Source organism: Bradyrhizobium sp. CCBAU 51753 (assembly GCF_015291565.1).
In the GTDB taxonomy this organism is placed as follows: domain Bacteria; phylum Pseudomonadota; class Alphaproteobacteria; order Rhizobiales; family Xanthobacteraceae; genus Bradyrhizobium; species Bradyrhizobium ivorense.
In genome coordinates this window covers 3,741,980-3,767,221 of record NZ_CP030037.1, presented here as the reverse complement: position 1 = coordinate 3,767,221, position 25,242 = coordinate 3,741,980, and the positions used below count along the sequence as shown (strand labels likewise).

At 65.6% G+C, this 25,242-nt stretch carries 22 protein-coding genes; 5 read left to right on the top strand and 17 right to left on the bottom strand.

The annotated features are described in order from the left end of the window. Positions 1–10 precede the first annotated feature (10 nt). From XH93_RS16620 to XH93_RS16560, 13 genes are all read right to left on the bottom strand, one after another. Positions 11–1,261 carry a transporter substrate-binding domain-containing protein gene (locus tag XH93_RS16620; RefSeq protein ID WP_194474355.1) on the bottom strand — a complete coding sequence of 417 codons (1,251 nt, stop codon included), beginning with the start codon at positions 1,259–1,261 and terminating at the stop codon, positions 11–13. Positions 1,262–1,388: 127 nt separating this feature from the next. Then, entirely contained in the window at positions 1,389–2,030 is a 642-nt protein-coding gene (locus XH93_RS16615) for an ANTAR domain-containing response regulator (protein ID WP_194474354.1), read from the bottom strand. Then, positions 2,027–3,181, bottom strand: a complete 1,155-nt coding sequence (locus tag XH93_RS16610) for a transporter substrate-binding domain-containing protein (RefSeq protein WP_210340491.1) — start codon at positions 3,179–3,181, stop codon at positions 2,027–2,029. Before XH93_RS16610 ends, XH93_RS16615 begins: the two co-directional genes overlap by 4 nt. A 312-nt stretch (positions 3,182–3,493) precedes the next feature. After that, the gene (locus tag XH93_RS16605; RefSeq protein WP_194474353.1) at positions 3,494–5,002 is read right to left on the bottom strand and encodes a glycerol-3-phosphate dehydrogenase; all 1,509 of its coding nucleotides are present in this window, start codon (positions 5,000–5,002) and stop codon (positions 3,494–3,496) included. Further along, positions 4,999–5,724, bottom strand: a complete 726-nt coding sequence (locus XH93_RS16600; RefSeq protein ID WP_194474352.1) for a class II aldolase/adducin family protein — start codon at positions 5,722–5,724, stop codon at positions 4,999–5,001. Before XH93_RS16600 ends, XH93_RS16605 begins: the two co-directional genes overlap by 4 nt. 18 nt (positions 5,725–5,742) lie before the next feature. Further along, positions 5,743–6,783 carry a 2-hydroxyacid dehydrogenase gene (locus XH93_RS16595; RefSeq protein ID WP_194474351.1) on the bottom strand — a complete coding sequence of 347 codons (1,041 nt, stop codon included), beginning with the start codon at positions 6,781–6,783 and terminating at the stop codon, positions 5,743–5,745. Next, a complete protein-coding gene (locus tag XH93_RS16590) occupies positions 6,776–8,350 on the bottom strand; it encodes an FGGY-family carbohydrate kinase (RefSeq protein ID WP_194474350.1) in 1,575 nt (524 codons plus the stop codon). Before XH93_RS16590 ends, XH93_RS16595 begins: the two co-directional genes overlap by 8 nt. 2 nt (positions 8,351–8,352) lie before the next feature. Further along, positions 8,353–9,468, bottom strand: coding sequence for an ABC transporter ATP-binding protein (locus tag XH93_RS16585; RefSeq protein ID WP_371815066.1), 1,116 nt, complete (start codon positions 9,466–9,468; stop codon positions 8,353–8,355). Positions 9,469–9,481: 13 nt separating this feature from the next. Beyond that, positions 9,482–10,579, bottom strand: coding sequence for an ABC transporter ATP-binding protein (locus XH93_RS16580; protein WP_194474348.1), 1,098 nt, complete (start codon positions 10,577–10,579; stop codon positions 9,482–9,484). Positions 10,580–10,583: 4 nt separating this feature from the next. Then, the gene (locus tag XH93_RS16575) at positions 10,584–11,441 is read right to left on the bottom strand and encodes a carbohydrate ABC transporter permease (RefSeq protein ID WP_139482544.1); all 858 of its coding nucleotides are present in this window, start codon (positions 11,439–11,441) and stop codon (positions 10,584–10,586) included. Positions 11,442–11,456: 15 nt separating this feature from the next. Then, positions 11,457–12,386: a carbohydrate ABC transporter permease gene (locus XH93_RS16570; protein WP_194474347.1), complete on the bottom strand. Its 930-nt coding sequence runs from the start codon at positions 12,384–12,386 to the stop codon at positions 11,457–11,459. 129 nt (positions 12,387–12,515) lie between these two features. Further along, positions 12,516–13,955 (bottom strand): extracellular solute-binding protein, encoded by a 1,440-nt coding sequence (locus tag XH93_RS16565; RefSeq protein WP_194474346.1) that lies wholly within the window; start codon positions 13,953–13,955, stop codon positions 12,516–12,518. A 26-nt stretch (positions 13,956–13,981) separates the two neighbouring features. Next, positions 13,982–14,998 (bottom strand): sugar-binding transcriptional regulator, encoded by a 1,017-nt coding sequence (locus tag XH93_RS16560; RefSeq protein WP_194474345.1) that lies wholly within the window; start codon positions 14,996–14,998, stop codon positions 13,982–13,984. A gap of 140 nt (positions 14,999–15,138) precedes the next feature. Between XH93_RS16560 and XH93_RS16555 the strand changes: the two genes are divergently transcribed. The 3 genes from XH93_RS16555 to XH93_RS16545 are packed head-to-tail and all read left to right on the top strand — an operon-like array spanning position 15,139 to position 18,316. Continuing rightward, complete coding sequence (locus tag XH93_RS16555; protein ID WP_194474344.1) at positions 15,139–16,419, top strand: FGGY-family carbohydrate kinase; 1,281 nt, start codon at positions 15,139–15,141, stop codon at positions 16,417–16,419. After that, positions 16,416–17,285 carry a TIGR01459 family HAD-type hydrolase gene (locus tag XH93_RS16550; RefSeq protein WP_194474343.1) on the top strand — a complete coding sequence of 290 codons (870 nt, stop codon included), beginning with the start codon at positions 16,416–16,418 and terminating at the stop codon, positions 17,283–17,285. The genes XH93_RS16555 and XH93_RS16550 overlap by 4 nt, the downstream gene beginning before the upstream one ends. 5 nt (positions 17,286–17,290) lie before the next feature. Continuing rightward, positions 17,291–18,316 carry a class II aldolase/adducin family protein gene (locus XH93_RS16545; protein ID WP_194474342.1) on the top strand — a complete coding sequence of 342 codons (1,026 nt, stop codon included), beginning with the start codon at positions 17,291–17,293 and terminating at the stop codon, positions 18,314–18,316. A 15-nt stretch (positions 18,317–18,331) separates the two neighbouring features. Here the strand turns inward: XH93_RS16545 and XH93_RS16540 are convergent, their stop codons facing one another. The 4 genes from XH93_RS16540 to XH93_RS16525 all read right to left on the bottom strand — a co-directional run bounded on the left by XH93_RS16540 (position 18,332) and on the right by XH93_RS16525 (position 23,572). After that, entirely contained in the window at positions 18,332–19,018 is a 687-nt protein-coding gene (locus tag XH93_RS16540; RefSeq protein ID WP_246799645.1) for a hypothetical protein, read from the bottom strand. A gap of 103 nt (positions 19,019–19,121) precedes the next feature. Further along, complete coding sequence (locus XH93_RS16535; protein ID WP_194474341.1) at positions 19,122–21,176, bottom strand: phospholipase C; 2,055 nt, start codon at positions 21,174–21,176, stop codon at positions 19,122–19,124. Positions 21,177–21,413: 237 nt separating this feature from the next. Continuing rightward, positions 21,414–22,790, bottom strand: a complete 1,377-nt coding sequence (locus XH93_RS16530; protein ID WP_194474340.1) for a cytochrome c peroxidase — start codon at positions 22,788–22,790, stop codon at positions 21,414–21,416. Continuing rightward, a complete protein-coding gene (locus tag XH93_RS16525) occupies positions 22,787–23,572 on the bottom strand; it encodes an EfeM/EfeO family lipoprotein (protein ID WP_194474339.1) in 786 nt (261 codons plus the stop codon). The genes XH93_RS16530 and XH93_RS16525 overlap by 4 nt, the downstream gene beginning before the upstream one ends. Before the next feature lie 118 nt (positions 23,573–23,690). On the opposite strand from XH93_RS16525, the gene XH93_RS16520 reads away from it, so the two are divergent. After that, entirely contained in the window at positions 23,691–24,308 is a 618-nt protein-coding gene (locus XH93_RS16520; protein WP_246799644.1) for an A24 family peptidase, read from the top strand. Positions 24,309–24,641: 333 nt separating this feature from the next. Then, positions 24,642–24,854, top strand: a complete 213-nt coding sequence (locus XH93_RS16515) for a hypothetical protein (RefSeq protein ID WP_194474338.1) — start codon at positions 24,642–24,644, stop codon at positions 24,852–24,854. The last annotated feature ends 388 nt before the right edge of the window (positions 24,855–25,242 follow it).

Here is a 25,242-nt window from a genome sequence, read left to right as displayed (position 1 = left end):
GCCCCCGTCGTCAGCTCTTCTCGACCAGGCCCTTCTCGGTGCAGGACTGCCCGGGATAGGCCGCGTACGGTACCGGCTTCAGCCACTCCTTGGCCTCGACGAGGATTTCGAACTGGCCGTTCGATTTGGCCTGGGCGATCTTCGGCCACAGCCAGGTGTGGAGATTCTCGGCCTCGAGCCGGACCTTGCCCTGCGGCGCGATGGTTTCCTGTCCCTTCACGGCGTCGCGGATGTTCGGCGGCGTGAGGTCGCTGGTCGCGAGCTTCTCGACCGCCTGCTTGAACAGATAGGTCTGGAAGTAGCAGGCCTCCGACACGAAGTGCGTCACCTTGTCGGCGCCCCAGCGCTTCTTGTAGGCCTCGACGAACTTCTGGTTCTCCGGCGATTTGTGCACCATGAAGTACGGCGCCGAGGTGAAGTGGCCGGCGGCGGCCTCGCCGCCCATCGCCGCAACCTCGTTCTCCGAGGTGGTCAGGCTCGCCATCGGCATCTTCTCCGGATCGAGACCGGCGGCGCGGTATTGCCGATGCAGCGCGACCACGGAGTCACCGACCACGGTGGAGAAGATCACGTTCGGCTGGGTCGAACGCATCTTGTTGATGACCGAAGAGAATTCGGAGTGGCCGAGCGGCACATACTCTTCGGCGACGACCTCGCCGCCGTACTTCTCCAGCAGCTTCTTGCAGTAGTTGTTCTCTTCCTTCGGATAGATGTAGTTGGAGCCGATCAAATAGAACTTCTTGCCGAACTTCTTGATCAGCCAGGGCACGAACTCGTCCTGCTGCTGGTTCGGCACCGCGCCGGTGTAGATCACGTTCTTCGAGCACTCGCGGCCCTCGTAGAGCGTCGGATACCAATAGAGATTGTTCTGCCGCTCGAACACCGGCAGCACCGCCTTGCGGCTCGCCGAAGTGTAGGAGCCGAACACGCTGACGCATTTGTCGCCGACCACGAGCTTGCGCGCCTTTTCAGAGAAGGTGGCCGGATCGGAGGCGGGATCCTCCACGATCGGCACGATCTTGCTGCCCTTGATGCCGCCCGCGGCGTTGATTTCCTCGATCGCCAGCAGCGTCGCCTTGTTGAGCGATTCCTCGATGATCGCGGTCGTTCCGGTCAGCGAGAACAGCACGCCGACCTTGATCTCGCCGCCGGCGGCGTAAGCAAGATCGGCATTCTTGATCCAGATGTGCGGAAAGCCCGCGCCCGCCAACGCACCAAACGCCGCCGTATTTCTTAGTAACCTCCGCCTCGTAATGCTCATCCCTGGCTCCCTTCAGGACTGAAAAAACAAAAAGCCCTCCCGATGCGCGCTTACGCGAGCATTGGGAGGGCTTTGTTGCCGGTTGTGTCGATGGCGGCGCTGTCGCCGCCGGCCCCGCTATTGGGGCTTACTGTTGATGATCGTAGCCAAGCAGTTCGAACGAGTCAACAATCGCCGCGGCGACCGCGCTCGCCGACACGCGGCGATCCATCGCCTGCCGCCGGATGAAGCCGTACGCCTCGGTCTCCGGCATCTGCCGCGTCGCCATCAGGATCGCCTTGGCGCGTTCCACCGTGCGCATCGAGCGCAGATTGTCGTCGAGCTTCTCGATCTTGCTGCGCAGCCGCCGCTCATAGCCATATTGGCTGCGCGCCAGCACGAGGCTCGACAGCACCGCATTCGGCGTGAACGGCCGCGGCAGGATTGCGTTCGGCGTCGCATGACACAGCGCGTCGGCGTGAATGGCCTCCGTCGCCGGCAGGATGACGACCAGCGCCGAACGCGCATCGCCCGGGATCCACGGCAAGCGCCGCGCCAGATCCGGCGAATATTCGCAATAGACCACGTCGGCATCGGCCGGCACGCTTTCCGGCATCGGCCAGACCTGACGCACCCGCATCCGGAAGCGCTGCAGCTCGCGCAGCAACATGCCGATCTGATCATCCACCGGCGCGACCACCACGGCCGACAGGTCGGCAAGCTCCTGCACCATGGTCTTCCGACCGGACATCTCCCGGCTGGCGGACGGCTTGCGCGACATCTCGTTCATTGGATGCTTCCTGTTTGCGTTGCGCGACCATATCCGATCAGGAACGGATCCGCATGCACCGGCTCCTTCGACTGGCGGACGACGTCGAACTGGCCATGATGGTTGGCACGGCCGATGCGGGTCCACAAGTCGGTATGGCCCGACATCGGGTTGACGGTGACCGCGCCCTGCGGCGCCTCGAAGCTCGAGCCGAACACCATCGAGCGCAGCACTTCGGTGTCGAGCGTGTTGACCTGCTCGAGCGCTTTGGCAAACAGCCGCAGCTGAAAATACGAGGCCTCGGCGCACATGTTGGTGGAGACGCTGTCGCCGAACCGCTTCTTGAAGCGCTGCACGAACGCCTGGTTGGCGCTGCCCTCGACACCCTGGAAGTAGGACGCCGCCGTGATGTGCCCCTCGCCGACGTCGAATCCCATCGCCGCGATTTCGGCCTCCGTCGTGGTCAGGCTCGCGATCGGCATCTGCTTCGGATCGAGCCCGACATTGGCGTAGGCCTGGTAGAGGAAGACGGTGCCCTCCCCGACCACGGTGGAGAAGATCACGTCGGGCCGGACACGCTTGATGTCCTGGATGATCGGCAAAAAGTCCTGCCAGCGCGCGTAGACATTGACATAACGCTCGCCGACCACCGAGCCGCCATTGGCCTTGAGCAATTCGCGCATCACGCGATTGGATTCACGCGGATAGATGTAATCCGACCCGACGAAGTAGAACCGCGTCCCGAACATATCCATCAAATAGCGGCACAGCGCGAGGCTGTTCTGGTTCGGCGAGGCGCCGGTGTAGATCACGTTCGGCGACGCCTCGAAACCCTCGTACAGCGTCGGATACCAGAGCAGGCCGTTCAGCCGTTCGACCACCGGCAGCACCGCCTTGCGGCTCGACGAAGTGTAGCAGCCGAAAATGGTGTTGACCTGATCCTCGATCATCAGCCGCTTGGCGTAGTGGCCATAGGCCGATGAGTCCGAACCCGGATCGTAGGCGACGGGAACCAGCTCACGCCCGCAGACCCCGCCGGCTTCATTGACCTCCTCGATCGCGAGTTGCGTCCCCTGATATTGGGTCTCCTCGATGACCGACATGAAGCCGGTTCGCGAGAACAGCACCCCGATCCGCCATGGCGCGGACGTCGTTTGGTTAAGGTTCGACATGATCAAGCCCTCGACAGAGCTGGAGGGACGAGAGCGATTGTTGTTGTTCTGGCTCTCGACAGGATTGCCGGCCGCGGAGAATTGCACGCCGCCTGCCGTCAGACAAGGACCGAACGATGGGCATTGGTGACGAAATGGACGGCAGAGCAGCGCCGACGGTGGCAAGACGATGGCTGCGGCGGTTTCCCGAGAGTAACCGAGACTGTCTTTAGATTAACGCGTGTATTGCGCGGAAACGAGCACAGCTCGCATGGAATGCGCGCGCTTGAGTTGCAAATGACTCTTCAAGCAGCCATCCGGCGCCGTCTGTTCTCAGACATAGTTTTCGAACGCCGCCCGCTCCGCCGGCGCGAGGTGCAGACCATGCTTGGTGCGGCGCTCGAGAAAATCGGCGGGTCGCCTCGCCCACTCGGTCTCGCGGAGATAGACCGCTTCGCGCTCATAGAAGGCGCCGCCGAAATGACGTCCGAGATCGACGGAGGCGCCGGCCGGCCCCAGCAGCTGGCGCGCACGCGTACCGTAGAGGCGCGCATAATGCTGGATCAGCTTGAGCGGAAGCGCGGGATAGTCGCGCGTCAGTCCGCCGACAAAATCACCGAACGTGCCGCCGACATCGCCACCCGGCAGTGGACGCCTTGCGGTCCAGGCCGAAGACATTCCTGGAAACCACGGCGCGAGACGCTGCAAGGCCTGCTCCGCCAGGCGGCGATAGGTCGTGATCTTGCCGCCGAAGATCGAGAGCAGCGGCGGCGTGTCGTGCGCGCCGTGCACTTCGAACACATAGTCGCGGGTCACCGCGGAGGGATTGTCGGCATTGTCGTCGTAGAGCGGCCGCACGCCGGAGAACGCATGAATGATCTCGTTCGCCTGCGGCGGCGTTCGAAAATAGCGGCGCAACACCTTCAGCAGATAGGTGATCTCGTCCTCGTCGATCGTGACGTCCTCGGCCCGGCCATCATAGGGAATGTCTGTGGTGCCGATCAGCGCGAGATCATCCTCATAGGGATTGACGAAGATGACGCGCCGATCGCTGTTCTGCAGCAGATAGGCCTGCGGCCCGGTCCAGAATTTCGGCACCACGATGTGGCTGCCCTTGACCAGCCGCACGCTCTGGGCGGAGTTTTGTCCGGCCACGCCCTGCACGACGTCCTGAACCCAGGGTCCCGCGGCATTGACCAGAGCGCGCGCCCGCACCATCTGCGTCCGGCCGTCTTCGCCCTGCAACTCGAGCAACCACACACCGTCCTCACGGCGCGCGCGCACCGCCCGGGTCCGCGGCAAGATGCGGGCGCCGCGTTGCGCGGCATCGATCAGGTTGAGGATCACGAGCCTGGCATCATCGACCCAGCAGTCCGAATATTCGAAGCCGCGCCGAAATTTCGGATGCAGCGGCGCGCCCTCCGGCGCGCGTGCCAGATCCAGGCCGCGGCTTGCCGGCAGTTGCTTGCGGCCGCCGAGATGGTCGTAGAGCAGCAGGCCGGTGCGGACCAGCCAGGCCGGCCGCTGCTCCGGCGAGTGCGGCAGCACAAAGCGCATCGGCCAGATGATATGCGGCGCGGACGCCAGCAGAACCTCGCGCTCGATCAGCGCCTCGCGCACCAGGCGAAACTCGTAATATTCGAGATAGCGCAGGCCGCCATGGATCAGCTTGCCCGAGCGCGACGAGGTGCCCTCGGCAAAGTCGTCCTTCTCGCACAGCAGAACCTTCAGCCCGCGGCCGGCGGCATCGCGGGCGATGCCGGCCCCATTGATGCCGCCACCGATGACTGCGATATCGACCAGCCCGTGATCACCGCCTGCGGCCGGCGCAGGACCCGTCATCGCCTGCTGCTGCGCCGCTTCTCGGCGCGGCGCGGCGCCGCCTTTGCGGTCGCGCGGGCCTTCGGCTTCGGCGCCTGCAGGCCGTAGGTCGAGAACCCCTTCGCGGTGTCGGCGATCTCGTCGTCGGTCAGGATGACACGCGACTCGAGCGCGAGCGACAGGTAATACTGGCGCGCGATGGTCTCGAGCTCGACGGCGAGCCACATCGCCTTGTCGAGGTTGGCGCCGAGCGCGATCATGCCGTGATTGGCCAGCAGGCAGCCGTTGCGGCCTTCGAGCGCGGCGATGGCATGGTCGGACAATTCCTTGGTGCCGAAGCGCGCATAGCCGGCGCAGCGGATATCGGTACCGCCGAACGCCGCCATCATGTAGTGGCAGGCCGGGATCGGCTTGCGCGCGATCGCCAGCACGGTCGCGTAGGTCGAGTGGGTGTGGACGATGGCGCCGACATCGGGCCGGGCCCGCGTGATGTCGAGATGGAAACGCCATTCGGTCGACGGCTGCAGCGGCCCTTCCCACTCGCCATAGTCGCGCTCCAGCGGCATCGACGCGATCATCTCCGGCTTCATTGAGTCATAGGGCGTCGCAGACGGCGTGATCAGCATCCGGTCCTTGTAGCGGGCGGAGATGTTGCCTGATGTCCCCTGGTTGAGACCCGACGCGTTCATCCATCGGCACTTGGCAATGATCGCCTCGCGCAATTGTCGTTCCTCTCGGGTCATACGGCCTGCCTTTCCTCTTCAGCACGGATTGAGTGGCGGCTCGCCGGCCAGGAAACGGCGAACCTCTTCGGCCGCCTGCTCGGCGGCCACGGTGACGGTGCGCACGGAGGCACCGGCGATGTGCGGCGTCAGCGTGACGTTGGGTAGCTGTAGCAGCGGCCAGTCGGGCGGCACCGGCTCGACCGCAAACGTATCGAGCATGGCGCCGCCGAGGTGACCGCTCACCAGCGCATCGTGCAGCGCCTCGTAATCGACCAGCGGGCCCCGTGCGGTGTTGATCAGGAAGGCCCCTCGCTTGATCCGCGCCAGCTCCTCGCGTCCGATGAAGCGGGTGGTCTCCGGCGTGACCCGCGCATGCAGCGTGACGACGTCGGCCCGGGAGAGAAGTTCGCCAAGCGCGACATGCTCGACCCCGTCATTGCGGTCCTGGGTGCTGATCTGAACGTAGGGATCGGCGACCAGAATCCTGCAGCCGAACGCCTTGAGCAGCTTCACCACGCGGCTGCCGATCGCGCCGTAGCCGACGATCCCGACCGTCATTTCGCCGAGCTCGCGACCGGTGCGGTCGGCGCGATAGAGATCGCCGCGCCACTCGCCCGCGCGCAATGCCTCGTGGCCGCTGCGGATCAGGCGGGTCTCGGCGAGGATGGCGCCGATGGTGAACTCCGCCACCGCGCTGGCGTTGCGGCCCGGCGTGTTGACCACCAGCACGTTATGATCGCGCGCCGCCTGCATGTCGATGTTGACGGGGCCGCCGCGCGACACCGCGATGAATTTCAGCCTCGGCAGCCGCTCCAGCATCGACCGCGAGATCGGCGCGAGGTGGGTGACCAGCAGCTCGGCGTCGCCGATGAAGGCCGCGATCTCGTCCGGCTGTCCCATGAATTCCTTGAGGCCGTCGAGCTTGCTGCCGGCGTAGCCGTGCTCCATCGGCTCGTCAGGCCAGGGTTGCTCGAGCACTCGAATGTCGACGCCGTTGCCGCAGGCCTCGGTGATGTGGTCGGCGAACACCGACGGCAGCATGAAACGGTCGCCGACGATGGCGATGGACTTAGACATGATCGCCTCCGGCGCGCAACGCGGCGAGTTGCTTCCAGACCGGCCGCGACGCCAGCCTTGCATCGAGATAGGTCGGGAACATGCGCTCGTAGCGTTCCGCCAGCGCCGCATCGGGCCGTTGCGGCACGCTGAGATGCGGCGCGACCCAGTGCTCCGCGCATGCGGTCATGTCCGGATAGACGCCGGTCGCCACCGCCGCGATCATCGCGGCTCCCGCCGCGCCCGCCTCGCCGCGGCTGCAGAGCCGGACATCGCAGTTCAGCGCGGCACCGAGGATGGCGCCGAGCGCGTGGCTGCGCGCGGCGCCGCCGGTGATGCGCACGTCGCGCGGCAATGCGCCCATCGCGGCGTAGCAATCGCGCGCGGCAAAGGCGAGCCCTTCCATCACCCCGCGCATCAGATCGCCATAGCGGTGGCGCGAGCGCAGGCCGAGAAACTGGGCGCAGGCCTCGTGCGAGACGAACGGGCCGCGCTCGCCGGCGTCGGAAATGAACGGGTGGAATAGCACCTCGCCGGGTCTCGCCTGCAGCACCTGGTCGTCGAGCCGGCGGATCAAATCGGCTCGCGAGCGCGTGACGCCCTCGGTCGCCAGCACATCGAGCGCGAGATCGAGTAGCCAGTCGATGTTCAGCGTCGCCGCCATGTTGGACTGCATCTGGGCGTAATGGCCCGCGACCGGAAACGGCATCGTGTAGCCGGTCGCCTCGGCATTGAGCGTCACTTCATCGGCGCTGCGGACCAGCCGCATATGCATGCCGGTCGACCCGATGATGCTGCAGCCGACGTCCGGCGCCGGGTCGTAGAGGCCGGCACCAAGCGCGGTGCAGATCACGTCGACATAGCCGAGACAGACCGGCACGCCCTCGGGCAGTCCGGTCTCCAGCGCGGCCGCCGCCGTCAGCGGATGCGTCGCCACCGCGCCGTCGACCACTTGCGGGAACAAGCGCATCAGGTCGGCGATGCCGATCAGCCGCGCGGTCTCGGCATCGAAGCTCCGCTCGCGGAAATTGCCGCTGGAGAAGGTCGCTTCCGACGGGTCGGTGGCGCGCTCGCCGGTCAGCAGGAAATAGAGCCAGTCCTTGCAATGGAACGCGGTGCTTGCACGCGCGATCGTGTCCGGCACGTGCGCCTGCAGCCAGGCCAGCTGCGGCCCCTGCTGGCAGGCATTGAGCCCGGAGCCGGTGCGGCGGTAGAGCGCCGCGTTGCGGTCGCCGGCGCGGACCTCCTCGACCAGACGGCCGGCGCGCGAATCCAGCCACAGCAACGCCGGCGCCACCGGCCGGCCGTCATCATCGATCAACCAGGTGCCGTCGCCCTGCCCGGTCACCGCGATCGCCGCAAGGCGCGCGGACAATTCAGGCACAGCGTTCGCGAGGCTGCGAATGACCGCGACGGTATCGCGCCAGGTCCGGGCCATGTCCTGCTCGGCATGACCGCCCGGCAAGGTGCTGTAGGCATTCGGCAGCGAGACATCGGCCAACTGCCGGCCAGCCAACGTGAACGCCACCGCCTTGATCAGCGATGTGCCGGCATCAATGCCGATGATGACGTCACGGGCGGCAGCCATCGTCAGGACACCTCCGCATGGCGGATACAGACGCCGTCGGCCCCGAAGATATGCAGGTGACGCGGCTCCAGCGCGAACGGCACGATTTCGCCCGGCCGTGCCGCGACGCGGCCCGGCGTCACCGCGATCAGCATGCGTCCTCCGCAGTCGCCGGCGATATGCGACTGATCGCCGAGCCACTGGTTGGAGATGACCTTGACGCTGACATCGCCGGTCCCGACGGTGATCTTCTGCGGCCGGATCCCGATCCGCACTTGCGGCGTTGCGCTAAGCACCTGCTCCGCCGCGCGGTCAAGCCCGGCGCCGCCGATCGCACAACTCATGTCTGACCCAACCGACAGGCGGAAGCCGCCGTCCGATCGTGTCACCTCGGCGTCGAGCAGGTTCATCGGCGGCTCGCCGATGAAGCTCGCGACGAACAGGTTCGCGGGTCGGCTCTTCAACTCCTTCTCGCTGGCGAACTGCTGCAGCACGCCGCCTTCCATCACCGCGATGCGGTCGGCGAGCGCACTGGCCTCGGTCTGGTCGTGGGTGACGAAGATCGCCGTCATGCCGCGCTCGGCGAGCAAGCTCTTGATCCGGCCGCGCAGCACCGCGCGCAATTGCGGCTCGAGCTGCCCCATCGGCTCATCGAGCAGATAAAGATCGGCATCGCGCACCAGCGCCCGCGCCAGCGACACGCGCTGCTGCTGGCCGCCGGAGATCGCGCGCGGGTAGCTGTCGAGGATGTCCTCGATCTCGACCAGGCGTGCGATCGCGTCGACGCGGCGCGTGACCTCGCCGCGCGGCAGCTGCGCGGATTTCAGCGCGAACGCAATGTTCTCGCGAACCGTGAGCGGCGGATAGAGCGAGTAGCCCTCGAAAGCCATCGCGACCTTGCGGCGCGCCGGCGGCAATTCGTGGATGCGCCGACCGCCCAGCGCGATCGATCCGGCCGAGACGTCCTCGAATCCCGCGATCATCCGCAGCGTCGAGGTCTTGCCGCAGCCCGACGATCCCAGCAGCGCGACGATCTCGCCCTTCTCGACCATCATGTCGAGCGCCCGCACCGCATGCACCGGCGGCTTGCCGCGGCTGCGATAGACTTTGTCGATGCCTCGAAGCTCAAGCATGTCCATGGTCATCGGTCCCCTACGCTGCCTTGAGCCGATGCGACGGCCCGATCCGCAGGCCGGTCGCGCGGTCGAACAGCATCGCGGCCTCCGGCGCGAAGCGGACGAACACCGCATCGTCGGCCGCGCCGAGCGGCGCATCCGGCGGCAGTGCCGCCAGCCACTCCGTTCCGTCGGCCAGGCGGAGCAGCAGCACCGCCTTCTCGTGCATCGGCGTGATGGCGAGAATGCGCGCCGGGATGGCGTCCTCGCCGGAGACGGACGAAATCGCGAGGTCTTCCGGCCGAACGCCGAGCCAGCACGGACCCGGTGCCGCGCCATCGCCCGCTCCGAGCCGGGTTCTGGCGCCCGCGATCACGGCCGAGAGCGCGCCATGCTCGGCAACCGGCGTGACCTCGGCCAGGTTGATGGTGGGATCCCCGAACAGCCGGGCGACCGCGACCGACGCCGGCTGCGCATAAATATCCGCAGGCGTCGCGACCTGGGCGAGCCGGCCGTCGATCAGCACGGCAATGCGGTCCGCAATCGCCATCGCCTCGCGATAGTCCTGCGTCACATAAAGCACGGCCGCAGCGCCGCGGCGCAGCAGGTTCGGCAGTTCGAGCCGCATCTCGTAGCGTAGCTTGGCGTCGACGTTGCGCAGCGGATCGTCGAGCAGCAACACGTCAGGATTGCCGACCAGCGCGCGCGCCAGCGCAGTGCGCTGCTTCTGTCCGTTCGACAGTTCGCGCGGGGCGTGGCCGAGCACGTGCTCGATCTTGAGCAGCCTGCTGATCGCGGCGACGCGGCCCGCAACATCGCCGCCGCCCTTGGCGCGCAGGCCGCTCGCGATGTTGTCGCGGGCAGTCATGTGCGGGAACAGGGCAAAATTCTGGAACGCCATGCCGATGCCGCGCCGCTCCGGCGGGGCACCGATGACCGAACGGCCGCCGACCAGGATGTCGCCGTCGTCGGGGTCGAACATGCCCGCGATCATCCGCAGCAGCACGGTCTTGCCGCTGCCCGACGGCCCGAACACGGCGACGATCTCGCCGGGCTCGACCGCCAGCGACAATCCGTCGGCGGGCCGCGCCCCGCCGAATGTCTTGCTCACCGATTTGATCTCGAGACGCGCCATTGGATCAGCCCTTCACCGCGCCGAGCGAGAGACCCTCGACCAGATAGCGTTGCGCATAGAGCGCGAGCAGCAAGGTCGGCGTCACCGACAACACGATCGCCGCCGCGATCTGGCCATACTGGATACCGGACGCCGTGACGAAGGCGAGCGCGCCCACCGTCACCGGCTGCTTGTCGGCCGACGCCAGAATCAGGGCGAACACGAAGTTGTTCCAGCAAAAGATGAACGACAACAGCCCCGCCGCGGCGATGCCCGGCCCCGCCAGCGGCACCGCGATGCGGGTGAAGGCCTCGCGCCAGGAATGTCCGGCCAGCCGGTAGGCGTGCTCGATGTCGGGGCTGATGTCCTCGAAATAGCCGCGCACGATCCACAGGATCAGCGGCAGCGCGATCAACTGATAGACCCAGACGATGCCGAAGTAGGTGTCGTTGAGGCCGAGCTCCTGGTAGTAGAGCGACAGCGGCAGCAGCACGAGCAGCGGCGGCGCGAAGCGGAACGACAGCAGCGTGAACGCGATGGTTTCGCCAAGCTTGAACTTGAAGCGGGCGAAGGCATAGGCCGCCGGCACGCCGAGCAGCAGCGCCAGCAACACCGCCGCACTCGACAGCACGACGCTGTTGAACAGATTGCGCATGAAGGAGATCTGCAGATTGCCGGCCGCGGTGCGCAGCTGGCCGGAGATCAGCGCCTCGTAATTCGCAAGTGTCGGCTCGAACAGGATGCGCGGCGGGATCCTTAAGATCTGCTCGTTGGTCTGGAACGACATCAGGAAGATCCAGACGATCGGAAACATGAAGAAGAGCAGGATCAGCGTGAGCGCTGCGCCCCGGAAGATGCGGCCGGCAAGGCTGGAATGTTCCATCGCGGTCCTCTCCCGTCAGGCGTGGCCGTGCGCACGGGCGCGCAAGCGGAGCCAGTTCTTGATGAAGATGTTCGACAGGATGTTGGTGATCAGCCAGAGGATCATCAACAGCGCCGCCGACCTGCCGACATTGGTGTACTGGAAGAACTCCAGATAGGCCTGGACCTGGAACACCATCAGCCGGTCACCCGGCCCGCCCTGCGTCATCGCGTAGATGATGTCGAACTGCTGGATCGAATCGAGCAGGCGGAACAGCGAGGCCGTGATGATGTAGGGCGCCAGCATCGGCAGCGTGATGCGGAAGAACACGAAGCTCGCCGGGACCCCGTCGAGCGCCGCCGCCTCGAACGGCTGCCGTGGCAGCGAGCGCAGGCCGGCGAGCAGCAGGATCATGATGAACGGCGTGTAGACCCAGACATCGACCAGCACCACCGTGAACAGCGCGGTCGACGGGTCGGAGGCCCATTTGAAGTCGGTGACGCCGAACAGGCTGACCAGATAGGACAGGATGCCGAAGCTCGGATTGGTCATCAGCTTCCACATCAGCGCCGCGATCGCCGGCGCCGTCATCAGCGGCAGCAGCAGCGCGATCGAGACCGCGTTGTGAAAGCGGGTCGGCCGGCGCAGCAGCAGCGCGATGCCGAGCCCGAGCAGCAGTTCGAGCACGACGGTCAGCGCGGTATAGGTGATCGAGATCCGGAACGTGTTCCAGAACGCCGGGTCGGACAGGAAATCGATGTAGTTGCCGGCGCCGATGAAGCCGCGCAGATAAGGCAGGTTGAGCCGGTAGCGCTGCAGCGAATAGATCGCCGCGGTCACGAACGGCACCAGGATCGCCACGCAGACGAGCAGCGCCGGCAGGCTCAGCAGATAGGGCAGCAGGCGGATGCGCGGCCTTGGCTTGGCCGGGGTCGCCGGCGCGTTCGTCTGAAGAAGTTGGACCATGCTCATGATGATAAGAGATCGCGTTCGGCTGGCAAATGCCGCCGGCTCGGACTGGGGCTAGGGAATCCGAGCCGGCGGATGAGCGTGGTGCGGAGGAGGATCAGGGGGCACCACGCGAGTTCGCCCGGCTCAGCCGAGGCCGGCCTGCTTGAGCTGGCGGTTGATGCTGTCGGCGAGCTTGTCGAGGCCCTCGTCGACGCTGACCTCCTTGGCCACCATCTTCTGCAGCGAAGCGGCCCACTCGGTCGTGAGGTCGAAGAACAGCGGCTGCGCCGTGAAGTAGATCTTGGCGCCGGGCGACGACATGTCGTGCTGTTCGAGATAGCCGGGATAGGACTTTGCGATGCGGTCGCGGAACTCGCTGTCCTTCCACACCGACGCGCGCACCGGGTTGACGAAGTCCATCTTGCGGGCGCCGAACAGATCGTGCTCGACCGAAGCCGCCCACTGCATGAACAGCCACGCCGCGTCCTTCTGCTTGGAGAAGCTCGACAGCGCGAGCGACCAGATCCAGACGTTCGGCGTCGGCGCCTTGGCTGCCGGGTTGGCCGCGAACGGCGCGTAGCCGAGATGCCCCCGCTCCTTGTTCTCACCGCCGTTCATGAAGTAGCCGAGGATGTCGGCGTCGAAGATCATGCCGGAGGCGCCGGCGCCGAGATCGGTGCCGACCTGGTACCAGGTATAGGTCGACCAGTTCTTCGGGCCCGAGGTCTGGATCATCTTGACCCACTTCTCGTGGAAATCCTTCGACGCCTTGGTGTTCATCGCGGCCTTCAGCTTGCCGCCCTCCATCACAAAGTCCTTCTGGCCGAAGTTGGAATAGGCCGACAGGAAGCCGGGATGGATGGTCGCCCAGGAGCGCGAACCGCGCACGCCGACGCCGTAGGGGCCGCCGGCGTCCTTGGTGATCTTGGCCGCGACCTCGAGCATCTCGTCGAGATTCTTCGGCGGCTTGACGCCGACCTTGTCGAAGACGTTGCGGTTGTAGGTGATGTTGTTGAGCTCATAGCCCCAGGGAATGCACCACTGCTTGGCCTTGCCCGAGCCGAGCTCGGAGCCGGCGACGCCGTCCCAGGCGGTCGAGGCGCGCAGGCCCGGCAGCACGTCGTCCCAGGCAAAGGCCGGGTTGGTCTTGGCGGGATCCTTGATGTAGGTGTTGAGGTCCTCGATCCAGCCCGCCGGACCGTAGGTCCAGGTCATGTAGGCGCCGGTCATGAAGGCGTCGTACTGGTCCGACTTCGACGACAGCGCCGCCGTCACCTTGTCGAAATAGACGTCCTCCGGGAAGATGTCGTAGCTGACGTTCATCCCGGTCAGCGTCTTGAACGCCTCGATGTCGCCGATCATGGCGTCGACATAGGGATGCTTGTTCAAGAGCAGCTTGACCGTCTTGCCGCTCTGGGCCTTCCAGTTGAAGTCCGCGGCCATCGCCCTCGACATCGACGAGGCAAAGGCGGCGTTCGCGGCAATGCCCGCGATGCCGAGCCTGGCGGCGCCGTCGAGGAGATCGCGGCGGCTGATGCGTTTGGCGGCGTAGGAGTCGAACAGATTCTTCTCGCGATCGAACATGTATTTCCTCTCCTTGTTGACGCTCTTTATGTGTCCTTCCGGGTCTTGCTTCTTGATTTGCCGGATGTGGTCTCCGGCTTTGAGGTAGCGAGTGCCTTTGCGGTCACCTCGTCGATGATCAGGCCGTGCAGGATGCCGCTGCGCAGCACGCCGCGCAGCGCGGTGACCTTGGCCGGTCCGCCGGCGATGGCGACGATGCGGTGCTTGCGCAGATCCTGTGCGCTCATCGAGGTGGCGCGGGCCGAGAGGTCGGTGTCCAGCACGGTTCCGTCGGCGCTGAAGAAATGCCCGAGCAGATCGGCGCAGGCGCCGACCCGCTTCAGCTCGACGACCTCGTCGGGCCGGATCATGCCGCTCGACACCAGAAAGCCGTCGCGGCTGACCTGGCCGATGCCGACGAACAGCAGCGAGGCTTTGCGGGCCAGCGCGAACACGTCGGCGATGCCGTATTGCTGCATCAGCACGGCGCGATCGGCGACCGAATTGGCGAACACCGGCACCGGCAGCAAATAGGCTTCCGCGCCGGTTCGCTCCGACAGGCGGTGGATCACGTCGAACGGATTGGCGGCGAATTTCCGCGTCAGCCCGCCGAGCAGCGAGACGAACTGCACGTCGCGCGCCGGCGTCTGCGGCAGCTGCTCGACCACCGCGGCGAGCGTGCGGCCGTGGCCGACGCCGATCACCGTGTCGTCGCCGCGCTCGAGGATCTGGCGCAGGAAGCTCGCGCCCTCCAGCGCCAGCGCCTTCAGCGGCAGCTCGCCCTCGCCGAGGTCGGGCGCGACGCGGCAGAACGACAGGCCGAAGCGCTGCGCCAGCTCGTTCTCCAGCGCGACGCATTCGGCGACCGGGCCTTCGACGAACACGCGGATCATGCCCTCGCGGCTGGCGCGCGCGATCAGGCGGTGCGCCTTGGTGCTCTGGATGTTGAGCCGGTCGGCGACTTCCGACTGGGTCAACCCGGCCGCGAAATACAGCCACGCCGCGCGCGTCGCGAGCGATGCTTCGCCGTCGATCACCGGCAGCCGGTCGGAAGGTGCAGCCATGTCCGGAAAAGTCCGCTTGCAAATTTCTTCACGCCTTGCAAAAAATTGCAGAGGCCGGACGGGGCGTCAATCCCCAAAACGTGCTGCAGCGCAACCGATGCTTGGTTCGGAGCGCGGGCACCCAATCACGGTGGACTCGCATGGGAGGCTTGTTTCTCGGCATCGATGTTGGAACCGGAGGCGTCCGCGCCTGCGCCATCGATGCGCAGGCCGGAATCCGCGGCTTCGCGTCGGCCGCACTGCCCGCACCGCGGGTCGACGGCAATGCGGTCGATCAGACGCCGCAGCTCTGGTGGCAGGCAACCGTGACTGCAATCCTCAAGCTCGGTGAGGCCGTCGATCTCGGTGGCGTCACGCGCGCCGTCGTCGACGGCACATCCGGCACGTTGCTGCTGGTCGATGCGGCCGGCCGCCCCTGCTCGCCGGGCCTGATGTACAACGATGCGCGCGCCGCCCATGAGGCCACACGCGTGGCGGCGGTGGCGCCGCTGGAAAGCGGGGCGCACGGCGCGAGCAGCGCGCTCGCCAAGCTGCTCTATCTGCAGACCCACGGCTATATCGGCGACGCGCGTCACGCGATACACCAGGCCGACTGGATCGCCGGCCGCCTCACCGGCCATTATGGCGTCAGCGACGAGAACAATGCGCTGAAACTTGGCTACGACCCGGTCGCACGCCAATGGCCGCGCTGGCTCGATCGGCTTGGCGTGCGAACCGACCTGCTCCCGAAGGTGCTGGTGCCGGGAACCGCCTTCGCGGAGATCGATCCGGCGATCGCGCGGGCGCTGGGACTGCCGCCTGCGGTGCAGGTCGCGGCCGGCACCACCGATGGCGTTGCCGCCTTCATCGCGACGCGGGCGAACCAGCCCGGCGATGCCGTCACCTCGCTCGGCACCACGCTGGTGGTGAAGCAGCTGGCGACGCAGCCGATCTTCGCGGCCGATCAGGGCGTCTATTCGCACCGGCTCGGCGAGCGCTGGCTGGCCGGCGGCGCGTCCAATTCCGGCGGCGCCGCGCTGTTGATGCATTTCAGCGCCGACGACATGGAGCGGCTGACGCCGCAGGTGAAGCCGAAGGAGCCGACCGGGCTCGACTACTATCCGCTGCCAAAACCCGGCGAACGTTTTCCGATTGCCGACCCGGCGCTCACCGCGCGGATCACGCCGCGCCCGGTGGAAGATCACCGCTTCTTCCAGGGCCTGCTCGAGGGCATCGCGTCGGTCGAGGCCCTCGCCTACCGGCAGTTGGCCCAGCTCGGCGCGCCGCGCCTGCGCCGCGTCATCGGGATCGGCGGCGGCGCGAAGAACGATGCATGGACCCAAATCCGGCACCGCATTCTCGGCGTTCCCGTCTCGGTCGCCGAGCAGACCGAGGCAAGCTACGGCGCGGCGCTGCTCGCGCTGAATGGCGGTCCGCCGTGACGGCCAATGCGACCGCAATCTCCGGCCTTGGCGCCATTGCCGACCGGTTCGATCATGTGCTGCTCGATCAATGGGGCACGCTGCACGAGGGCATGGCGGTGTTCCCTGCGGCGCTGGACTGCGTGGCGCGGCTGCGCGAGGCCGGCAAGCGCATCCTGATCCTCTCCAACTCCGGCAAGCGTGCCGGCAGCAACCAGCGCCGGCTCGCGGCGCTCGGCCTGCCGCCGGATGCCTATGACGGCGTGCTGTCCTCGGGCGAAGTCACGTGGCGCGGCCTGCATGCGCGCGAGCAGGCGCCGTTTGCAGGTCTCGGAACGAGCTGCTTCCTGATCTCGCGCGACGGCGACCACTCGATCGTCGACGGCACCGACCTTGCGGTGGTGTCGAACATGCGCGATGCCGATTTCATCCTGCTCGGCGGGCTCGACGATGACGCCGCCGAGCCCGAACATTGGCGCGAACGGCTGACGTTAGCGGCTGCGCGCCGGCTGCCGATGCTGTGCGCCAATCCGGATCTCGTGATGTTCGGCGTCGCCGGCCTGATCCCGGCGCCCGGCGCCCTCGCCGCGTTCTACCAATCGCTCGGCGGCACCGTGTTCTTCGTCGGCAAGCCATATCCACCGATGTTTGCGGCCGCGCTCGCGCAATTGGGACATCCGGCCGCGCAGCGGATCCTGGTCATCGGCGACTCCCTTGATCACGACATCGCCGGAGGACGCGCCGCGGGCATGCTGACCCTGCTGATCGGCTCCGGCGCCCACCGCGCGACGCTGGCGCATGCGCGCGACCTGCCGCAGGCGATCAGGACCGCAGCCGGCACCGCGGCGCGGATGCCGCACTGGACGATGGACCATTTGACCTGGTGAGCGCGATGCAACAGTCCAAAATCCTCGATGAACTTCGCCGCATGTCGGCGCGCGTCGGCAGGAACATTTTGCTGGTGCAGGGCGCGGGCGGCAACTCGTCGGTCAAGCATGGCGACGTGCTGTGGGTGAAGGCGTCGGGCACCTGGCTGGCCGATGCCGAAGACAAGGATATCTTTGTCCCGGTCGCGCTATCCGCAGCGCGCGCGGCGCTCGCGCAAGGCGACGAGCGGGTGCCGCTCGCACCAAACGCCACGACGACATTGCGGGCCTCGATCGAGACCTCGCTGCACGCCCTGATGCCGCATCCCGTCGTGTTGCACGTCCATTCGGTCAACACCATCGCGTGGGCGGTACGATCAGACGCGCGCGATGAGTTTGCCGAGCGCCTGCACGGACTGGCCTGGCGTTCCCTCGGCTATCATCATCCCGGACTGCCGCTGGCGCGCGCGGTCGGCGAGATCATCGCGCAGGACACGGTCGATGTCCTGATCCTGGGCAATCACGGCCTCGTGGTCGGCGCAGCCGACGCGGACGCCGCGGAAGCGCTGGTCCACGACGTCGAAAGCCGACTCGCACTGCCGCCGCGCGAGATGCGGCCAGCAGATCACGAGGCGCTCGATCGGCTATGCGCAGGGACCGACTATCAGTTGCCGGCAGATCCGCTGTGTCACAGCATCGCCACCGACCCCGCCAGCTGCGCGATCGCGACACGCGGCTCGCTCTATCCGGACCATGTGGTGTTTCTCGGTCCCGCCATGCCGCTGGTGGGGCGAGGCGACGGCCTCGCGGCCATGCTATCGCGCGCGAGCGCCAAAGTTCCCCTGCCCGTTGCGATCCTCGTGGCTGATATCGGTGCCGTCATTCGCAAGGACGCCAGTCCCGGGGCCCAGGCCATGTTGAGCTGCCTGGCGCATGTCGCGGGTCGTGTGCCGCCGTCGGCCGAGGTCAGATATCTGTCGGCAGAGAACGAGCAAGCGCTGTTGAATTGGGATGCCGAACACTATCGGCGGCAGTTGAGCAGCAATCGCTGACGAAGCCCCTTCAGGTCACTCCGAGTCCGGCGGCGCGACCCAAACATCGCTCTGCTGAATCCGGCGGATCAAGGCCTGCGGATCGAATTTGCGCAGGCCCGCGGGAAGTTCGAACGCTTGCGCCGCCTGCGGCTCGTCGCGGATATGATCGGCGGCGATCACCGTCCCGTCCGCGGTCTTGACCTGCAGGGGAAATCCGCGCGCGCGGTCGACCCAGCCGATGAAGCCGAAGCCGGACGCATCGCTGACGCGATAGACATCGGTCCGACGCCCCGCGATGGTCTCCTCCCCGTCCCGCTCGCAATGCCACGTTGCCTCATCGTTCGGCGCCGCGAGTTGCGCTATCGCCTGCCATTGCCGGCAGGGCTGATCGGGGTCGACCGGCACGAACATCCGGGTGAGCTGGCTCGATTGCCTCGCGTCCATGAAGACGCGCGCTGCGGGGCGGACGAAAAGCGCCGCCGGCTTGGCCGAATCGATCAGGAAAAATCCATCCGGAAAGGCCGCCGCTTCGATCCGCGCCTTCTGTTCCGAGACCCGCAAGGTGCCCACCGCGGTCGTCGTTCCGTCCTTCTTCGCCACGAGATCGGCAGAAAACTGCTGCGCCTCGGCTGATATCGCCGTGGCTGCCAATTGAACGGCGGCGAACAGGCAGGCCGCAACGGTCCTGATGCCCAGCGATACTTTGTCGTTGCGTCTCATCGCAAATCCTCAATCGATACAGGCAGACACGACGGCGCCGACCGAACCATCGGTTCGATCGGCGCCGGCCTTTGATGAGATCAGGTCCTCGACGAGGGCCCGATCACTCGGTGTAGGACAGCGTGACCGGCTTGCTGAAGTCGAACGCGTCGAACAGGTCAGAGAGCGCCGGGCTGTTGGTCGGAACGTACTCGTTGCTCTTCGCGTAGGTCGGGTTCGGCAGGTTGTCGCGGCTGCGGTTCGTCAGCGGCTGGAGACCCCAGTTGCGTTCGATGAACTTCAGCAGCGAAACGTGGTCGGCGTAGTTGTGGTTGACCTTGCCGCCCGTCGAATAGGGCGAGAGGATCAGGGTCGGAATCCGCGGTCCGTCACCGAAGAAGTCGATGGACTGCTGATAGCCGGAGTCCCAGTAGCCGCCGGCCTCGTCCCAGGTGATGAACACCGCGGTTTCGGCCTTCAGCTCCGGATTGTTGTCCAGCGCGTTGAGCACATTGAGGACGTAGGCCTCGAACAGATCGACCTTCGAGCTCTGCGGATGACCGTCGAGCAGGCCGTCCGGCTTGCCGAACGACACCGCAGGCAGCGTGTTGCCCTGGATCGCCGTGATCAGATCGGCCGTGTCCTTCATGTGAGCCTGACGCACGGCCGGATTGGCCATGATCGAGGTCGCATACTGGAACGGATTGCAGATCTGGCAGTAGGCCACGCCGAGCGCGTGGGCCGGATCGGCCAGCGCGGCGGCGTTGAGGTCAGGCTTCGCCGCGTTGGCGGCAACCGCGGCATTCGAAAGCGCCACGGCATCGTTGAACGCGCCGCCATAGAACGCCCAGGAGATGTTCTTCTCCATCAGCGCATCGCCGATCGTGCGGACCGACGACGGCGGGACGTTGTTGCCGCCCGACAGCGCGCCGTTCGGCAGGTAGCCCGGGTTGACGTTGTTGAGCATGTAGTAGTGGTTGGGCTTGCAGTTCGGCTCCGCCGCGTACGGCAGATTGTTGAGATAGGTGACGATCGGCTTGACGCCGGGGTGGGACACGTCGGAGCAATCGCTCCAATTGCCGTCGACGGTGTAGCGGTTGACCGTGCCCGCCACCGGGTTCGGGTTGGCGATCAGGTTGGCCGGCGGGGTCACCGGGTTGCCCTTGCCGTCGCTCCAGAACGCCGCGTCGCCGGTGCCGAGCATGAAGTGGTTCGCACCGGTGCCGCCATGGAACGACTGGTGGAAGTTGTCGCTCAGGGTGAAGCGATCGGCGAGCATCTTCAGGACCGGAGCCTGACCCTGCTGGGCGTTGTAGAAGCCCATCGAGTTGGCCATGCTCTTGTTGGTCGCCGAATAGGTCGCCATCACGAACGGGAACAGGTCGTTCAGGCAGCCCGAATTGTTCTTCTTGGTGGCGCTGGCGGCGCTGCAGTCTTCCTGCTGCCAGTCCTGATAGAAGCGATGTGTGGAGTCGCCGGTGTAGTCGTCATCGCTGATCTGGTCGCCCTGCAGCGGGAACGGCCCGTTCAGATTGCCGGCGCCGGGAACGCGGGTGTCAAGCACGTTGGTCGGCAGGCCGCTGAAGCCGGTGGTCAGGATATCGAGATCGGCCGGATCCATGTCCTTCTCGACGCTGGCCTCTGCGATGGTCTTGAACGGCGGAGAGGTATCGCTCTGCGCGCTCGGCGTGCCCGCGGTGTTCGGCTGCGGCATCTTGTTGGTCGCATTGTAGGGCGACTTCGCGATCTCCGGCGCGCCGATGTAGAACGACTGCTGGCCCGCGACCGAGAACTGCTGCGCCTGCGCGAAGTTCGGACCCGGCGTTCCGTCCTCGTTGACGATGCCCTTGGACAACAGGTTGGAGATGGTCTGTCCCTTGCCCTTCGGCTTGTAGATACCGAAGGTGTGATCCAGGCCGCGGTTTTCGCCGATCAGGATGATGACGTGCTTGATCGGGGACGCGGTCTTCACCTTGTCGCCGTGGTCGTTGTCGCCGTGATGCTCGTTCTTGGCGCGATCGCCATCGTTGTGAGCATTGTGATTGTGATGCGAACGCTTGTCCCAATCGCTGCGGCCACCGGGATAGTGAGCGGCGTAGGCAGCGGTTGCGATGAGTACCGTTGATGCGACGCAGAGGGCGGTAGTGGCCCGCCAGTGCTTTTTGTAATTGAACGTCATTGTCGACCTCAGGGTGTTTGCGGTTAGCAAGACACTGCTTAGTGCGACAAAATGACGCATGCATTTCACTTCCGTGAAACCGCAAAAGAAGTTTCGAAACGTTCAAATATTTTCCGCGGAGACATCTGCAGCGCCCGGCTGCATCTCCACGAATCCAACTATTCAATCTTTAATTGAAAAACCTGAGGCAGCTGGCACGAACGCCAGCGGCTGCAAATGCACTTCAGCGCCGCTTAATCACTGCGAAACGTGCTTCGACTGCATCACCTGGCGAAGTGCGGCATAGTGCTGATCATGCACGTCTTGATTGAACAGCGACCATGGCTCGGCGCTGGCCAGTACCGCAGGAACCGCGGCCGCCATCAGATAGCGATAATTCCTGAACTCCCCCGCAGCGTCGGCATTGCGTCCGGTTGCGACGGCCATCTCGATCCGCCGCAGCGTCAGCACGAGTTCCTTGAGGCTGTTGCGCGCAAGCACGCGCTGCTGCTCGCCGCCGGATACGCTGGTGTTCTTGCGATCGGGATATTGCTCGGTCAACTCGCGCAGCTCGCGGCCGATCGTATCGACCGCCAGCGCAACGATGTCCTTGTCGCCGGACGGGATCGCCGTCGCAAGCACCGTGGAGAAGTCGTTGATCTCCTTCAGCGTCGCGCTGGCGCCGTCGCGCTCATAGGGCTGCATGCCGTCGCCCACGGCGGTGAGGTAAGCGACCAGATCGCCCTTGTCCTGCGCCGAGAGGCCGAGCTGGAAGGTGCGGTCGAAATAATCGACGACCTGGCCAAAGTCGTCGAAGCGGCCGTCGTGAAAATACGGAGCGTTGAAGTCGGCATTGCGCAACGTCGGCGTCTTGAACAGGCCGCCGCTACCGACGTCATGCTGCTGATGATCGACGAAGCCGGATGATGGAACATGGCAGCCCGCGCAGCTCAGCGCAGGATCGTGCGGGAACGGCTTTGCGAACAACGCCTCGCCGCGACGTTCCGATTCGCTGACCTTGCCGGCCAGCCGCCCGGCGGGACCAAGGCTCGGATTGGGCAGGAAGTCGATATCCTGGATGTAGGCCACGATCGCATCGAGCGTCGCCGGCGACGGCTCGGGACCAGCGAACTCGTTCGTGATGACGTTGTGGACGAAGTCGCGCAGCGAGGCGAACCGGCCATCGGCGCCATAGGGCGCAAGATACTTGGCACCGCGCAGGCTCGGAATCCGCACCGGATCGAGCACCAGATTGTTGGCCTTCGGATTGAACAGCGGGCCTGACGTGTCGAACGTGCCGGGCCGGCTCGACATCTTCGGCATGAAGAACTTTGGATTGTTGGCGCCGTTGACGTGACAGGTGCCGCAGCTGACGCCGGCCTGCCGCGCCACCTCGCCGAGCAGCCCCGGTGAATTGAAGGCGAGATCGCCGAGATTGACGAGATATGACTTGCTGCCGGCGCGCTCGGACTGAAACACCTCGCGCGGCTTGTCCAGGGCGTCTTCATTCAACTCGGTGGTTGCGGGCAACACGGTCTTGTTGCCATCGACCGGAAACGCCACCGCGCGCTCCAGCGCGACAAGCGCGATCAGGCCGGAGAGCAGCGCGGCCAGCCGCAGGCGAAGCGAGCTCATCGGACCTGGGCCTCCAGGGTCGGCCGCTGCAACCCGAGCTTCGCCGACGCGCTCTGCAGCGCAACGACCAGCTCCTCGCTGGTCTGGCGCAGATCGGCAATGTTGACATGCGGCAGATCTGATGTGGCGACAATCGCCTTGAGCTGCCCGATTCTGTCAGTCACCATCTCGTCGAGCTTGCCGTCGACCGTGTTGAGCGCGCCCGAGAAAATCGTGTGGTAGGCGAAATCGATGCCGGCGATATTGTTGCGCATGTCGTCGAGCGAGGTGCCGCTGATCCGCGACTCGCCGCCATCCGCCTTGCTCTCGCCGACCTCGTAGGCAAGCCGCACCGTGCCGTCGAGCAGCCCCTGCGGCGTGAGCTTGATGTCGCTGAGCTTGCCGTGCAGATCATTCAGATGCTCGACCAGCGCCGCGGCGTCGGCGCGGACATCGGTGCTGCCTGCGCCGAACAATTTCGCCTCGATCGCGTGGAACCCGCTGTCCGCGTTCGGCCAGGCATCGATCTGCGCGTCGAGCTCGGGGACGAATCCCGCGGTGAACACTTCCGAGCGCTCCCAGCCGGCGCGTGCCGAAAGCCAGGCCTTCTTCGCGCCGGCAAGATCGGCGGCATCCGCGCGCTCGCGCAGCGCGCGTGCACCCGCCAGCGCGCTTCCGACTCCCTCGATCAAGTATGGCCGATAGCGTTCGGCGCCCTCGTCCAGCGCGCCGGCGCTCGCGGCGCGCGCGCCAGCCAACGCTGCCAGCAAAGCCAGGCACGTCGCCACTCGCATCTTGTGCATTGTCAACCCACTCATCCGCCACGATGGCTCGTGGCACGCAGCGAGGCGAACTATTGTCGGTATCCACTGCGGATTTGTGACAGGCGCGCTGCTTTGTCGCATCTTTTCTGTCTCAACGTTGTCATCGACGATCACATTCGCGCAAGCGCGTCACGCGGATCGCGGGCCGATTGAAAAATCAGCTGTTCAACACGAGCAAGTTGTTGCAACAACCATTGCACCCGCTCCCTCTCGTCCCGCCACGATGCATATCGATAGCGAAGCTGCTTATCTCATTGGATTCTACGGCACGCTATGCGTGCTCTGTGCTGCCGTCGCACTGATCGACCTTCGCCATGGCATCATTCCCGATTGGCTGAATCTCGCGATCGCCGTGCTCGGCCTCGTCAACATCGTCGTCACGGAAGACGCAAGCGCCGGCTTCACGGCAATGGCCATGGCCGGCATCGTCGGCTTGCTGTTCTGGCTATTCCAGCGTCTTTACTTCCGGTTGCGCCATGTCGAGGGTCTCGGACTTGGCGACGTCAAGTTTCTCGCCGCCGCCACGATCTGGGTCGGCCTTGCCGGAGTTCCAACGTTGCTGCTTGTGGCTGCACTCGCGGCGCTTGGCGTCGCCGGCGCGTTGCACCTCGCGGGACACGAGATGCAACGTCAGACCTCGATCCCGTTCGGTCCCTTCCTCGCGCTCGGGCTCTTGCTGACGCCGACATTGCAGCGCTGGCTCGGCCTGAGCTGACCCGTAGCTGCCTTCCAGGCCGTGGAGCAAGTAGCCAGCATGAGCGAAGCGATATGCGGGACGTCCTGACCCGCATGTCGCTTCGCTCATGCGGGCTACGCTTGCTCATCGCCTGCCCGAGGTGGCACCTGCTACTTGCAGCCGCGGCAAATCGTAAGCCTGCCCTTCAGCTTGTCGTCGTCCCCGGGATCGACCGATTGCGGCCTGATACGATCTGCCTCTTGACTAGTGGGCGGCTTTGCCCGGCGCGACCTGACGGGTCGCGTCGTACCGCTTGACGCCTCATCGTCGTCGACGGTGCCGACGCTATAGCCATCATAATCGGCGGCCGGCTTGGCCGATGGCGGCGGAACGTCATTCGTCGCCCGTGACGAACCAACATTGCTCTTTGCCGATGGCGCGGGACTTACGGCAGCCGCCCGCGGCGGCGACGCGCTGGGTGCCGCCGTCGGCGGCGGAACGCTGTCGGTCGTGGCCGGAGACGCCGCGCCCTCATTCAACGGAGCCGGCGGCGCAAGCGAAAGCGGCGCGGACCGCGACGTCTGACATCTCGCGCTGTCGTGTGACCAAACTGCCGCCGCCAATAAACCGAGGGCAAACAGTGCTGCGTTTTTCATTGCCGTCCTGCAAATCATCTGGACAAAAACTTGATCCGCGGCTGCCGTGGCCGCGCTTCGGCGAAAATTTCCATATCTGACATGGCGGTCAAAATTGACGGAAGTGGGGTGTCGGCAAGTAGCGCGCATCAGCGAAGCGATATGCGGGACACCGTGATATCCGCATGTCGCTTCGCTCATGCGGGCTACACGTGCTGGCCCGCGCGTCATGAATCCACGCCTCTCAGTCGGCGCAGGCGAAGGGCTAAATTTCGGAATATTGGAAGGATACCCCTGACTTGCCCGACATGTCAAGCGGGGTGTCGACGCCAGTGGGG